Below are 2,885 nucleotides of genomic sequence, written 5' to 3' on the forward strand. Positions count from 1 at the left end.
TCACGTCGCGCAACGACGCCGCCCAAAGCTCCAGCGTCGCCTCGATCGATGCCACCATCGCCATGACCTCCTCGTCATGGCTCCCTATCGATTCAGACTTCCATCAGAAACGCAACTGTAATGCTAGGGATCCTACGGGTGCCCGCAAGTTGTGCGGCGAGGGTAGGGAAGAGACGTGGTCGACCGGCGTCACGGGGTCGGCAGTCCGACAGGACCCGCCGTCGCCTGTTGTCGAACTGCAAATAGCCCTGAGGACGAGCGACTCCATCGCCGCGCAGCTCAGCGCCGTCAGGCCACGACGGTAGCGAATAGGATTCGAGGTGGACCATGAGCACCACTGAGGCCGAAGCAGACGCAGCGACGGCTGCTTCCATCACCATAGGCAAGCCAGTCTCCGACCTGCGCTCGCTCTGGCTGCGACCCGACACCCAGTCCCGGATCTGGTCGCACTTCGCCGAGGTGACGCCCTCCGGAGACCAAACCGCGGACTGGGTCGCGCACGGGCCCGCGGGCGGCGAGTATCGCTGGCGGACCAGAGTTTCCGAGAGCGATACGGACGGCATCCGCTGGACCACCGAAGAGGGCGCCGACGTGCCCAACGTCGGCGTGCTGACCTTCCGCCCCGCTCCAGGCGATCGCGGGACGGAACTGCACCTCGACGTGCGGTTCGATCCGCCCGGAGGAGCGATCGGGCAGGCGGTAGCCAAGCTGTTCCACATCGCCCCGCGCGAGATCGTGCGAACGGCTCTCTACAGGTTCCGCGCGCTCGCCCTCACCGGCGAGATCCCCACCACAGCCCCTCAGCCAGCCGCCCGCAACGGCGGCGTGGATCGCTAGGAGACAGGCCCATGCGTGCGCTCTGCTGGAACGGCGTCAACGATCTACGCGTCGAGACCGTGGCCGACCCCGAGATCGTCAACCCGAGCGACGTGATCCTGAAGGTCCGGCTCTCGACCACCTGCGGGTCGGACCTGCACCTGATCGACGGCCTCATCCCGACGATGCGGGAAGGCGACGTCCTCGGTCACGAGTTCATGGGCGAGATCGTCGATGTCGGCCGCGGCGTCACGAAGGTGAAGAAGGGCGACCGCGTCGTCGTCCCGTCCTTCATCTCCTGCGGCAAGTGCTGGTACTGTCAGCACGACCTTTACTCGCTCTGCGACACGACCCATCCCAAACCGGAGTTGCAGGAGCCGCTGCTCGGCTATCCGACGGCCGGCATCTACGCCTACTCGCACGCCTTCGGCGGCTATGCCGGCGCGCATGCGCAGTACGTGCGTGTGCCCTTCGCCGACACCGACTGCTTCAAGGTGCCGGACGGCGTTGCCGACGAGGACGCCCTCTTCATCTCGGACGCCGCGCCGACGGGCTTCATGGGTGCGGACTTCTGCAACATTCATCGGGGCGACGTGATCGCCGTCTGGGGCTGCGGCGGGGTCGGCCTGATGGCGCAGCAGAGCGCCATGATCCTCGGCGCCGAACGGGTGATCGCCATCGACCGCTATCCCGAGCGGCTTGCGCAGGCCGAGGCGTTCGGCGCCATCCCACTCGACTACACGAAGGTGGACGTGGTCGAGGCGCTGAACGAGCTGACGGGCGGGCGCGGTCCGGACGCCTGCATCGACGCCGTCGGGATGGAAGCGGGCGGCACGGGGCTCCAGCACGCCTATGACCGGGTCAAGCAGGCCCTCTACCTCGAGACCGATCGCGGCGCCGCCCTTCGGCAGGCGATGCTGGCCGTGCGCAAGGGCGGCACGCTCTCGATCCTCGGTGTCTACGGCGTGATGGACAAGTTCCCGCTCGGGCTGCTGATGAACAAGGGCGTCACCGTCAGGACCGCCCAGCAGCACGGCCAGGCCTACGTTCCCCGCCTGCTCGAACATGCTCAGCGTGGCGAGCTGACCCCTGCCGCCCGGGCCACCCACCGCTTCCCGCTCGAGGACAGCCCAGAGGGCTATCGCATGTTCAAGCACAAGGATGACGGATGTCTGCGGGCGGTGTTCGTGCAGTGACGGTTCCTCGCAGGTGAGGCGAGCCGACGGCCCGGCATCGCAGGGACGTATTCAGGAGCCTTTGGTTCGTCTTCTTCTTTGTTCCGCGAGGGTGGCATCGCAAATGTCCGCCCCCGTGATCGATCCGCTATCGCGTCGAACATTCACCCGAGGGACGGGTCATGCGTCAGCTTTACGGTACCGCCTCATCCCTCATGCCGAGCTTGCAGCGAAAGCGCATCCTGATCGTGGAGGACGAGTTCTTCGTCGCTGACGAGGTGGCGCAGGAGTTCGCAAGCATCGGCGCGGAGGTCATCGGACCTGTGTCCTCGCTGAGTGAAGCCTTTCGCATCATTGAAGGCGCTCCGCTCGACGGCGCGGTCCTCGACATCAAGCTTCGAGGCGAGGTGGTCTTCCCTCTGGCCGAGAAGCTGCGCGAGCGAGGCGTGTCGATCGTCTTCCTGACCGGCTACGAGCGCTGGTCGATCCCGCAGACCTACCAGTCCATCCCGCTGTGCGAGAAGCCGGCGGACAGCGAGCAGATCGCCAAGGCGCTGTTCGGGTGAACTCACGCCGGCAGACGATCGACTTGGCAGACCGGCGACGAAGTAGCGATGACGTTCTGCTATGGACACGGCTCAGTGCTAGAGCCGGCCGGCTCACGCTCGGCTGCCATAGCTCGCGGTCGATCGCCGCACTTGATCGATCCGAAGCGCGAGCACGAATCTCAGCATTCGGGTGTGCTGGTAAACCCGCTGAGGGTCTCAGAAGGGTCCAGGCCGTGTCAAAACGTCGAGCTTGGTTGTTGTTTGAGGTTTCGGGGCTGATCGCACGGTTGGGCGCAGAGATACGGCGCTCTACTGCTGCTTTTTGCGATGGTCGAGGGACAGAGCG

General features: G+C 65.7%; 3 protein-coding genes. All 3 read left to right on the forward strand.

Annotated elements, in window-relative coordinates; genetic code table 11:
* The first annotated feature begins 327 nt into the window (after positions 1-327).
* The 3 genes from FZN60_RS28430 to FZN60_RS28440 all read left to right on the forward strand — a co-directional run bounded on the left by FZN60_RS28430 (position 328) and on the right by FZN60_RS28440 (position 2,557).
* Complete coding sequence (locus tag FZN60_RS28430; protein WP_158877762.1) at positions 328-837, forward strand: SRPBCC family protein; 510 nt, start codon at positions 328-330, stop codon at positions 835-837.
* Positions 838-848: 11 nt separating this feature from the next.
* Positions 849-2,012 (forward strand): zinc-dependent alcohol dehydrogenase, encoded by a 1,164-nt coding sequence (locus FZN60_RS28435; protein ID WP_158877764.1) that lies wholly within the window; start codon positions 849-851, stop codon positions 2,010-2,012.
* A gap of 161 nt (positions 2,013-2,173) precedes the next feature.
* Positions 2,174-2,557: a response regulator gene (locus FZN60_RS28440; protein ID WP_246727346.1), complete on the forward strand. Its 384-nt coding sequence runs from the start codon at positions 2,174-2,176 to the stop codon at positions 2,555-2,557.
* Positions 2,558-2,885 lie beyond the last annotated feature (328 nt).

This window comes from Antarcticirhabdus aurantiaca (assembly GCF_009765365.1).
Classification (GTDB): domain Bacteria; phylum Pseudomonadota; class Alphaproteobacteria; order Rhizobiales; family Rhizobiaceae; genus Antarcticirhabdus; species Antarcticirhabdus aurantiaca.

What these genes read in the sequence shown, in the direction of transcription:
- FZN60_RS28435 (WP_158877764.1), top strand. Translation starts at nt 849, where the DNA reads ATGCGTGCGCTCTGCTGGAACGGCGTCAACGATCTACGCGTCGAGACC.
- FZN60_RS28430 (WP_158877762.1), top strand. Translation starts at nt 328, where the DNA reads ATGAGCACCACTGAGGCCGAAGCAGACGCAGCGACGGCTGCTTCCATC.
- FZN60_RS28440 (WP_246727346.1), top strand. Translation starts at nt 2,174, where the DNA reads ATGCGTCAGCTTTACGGTACCGCCTCATCCCTCATGCCGAGCTTGCAG.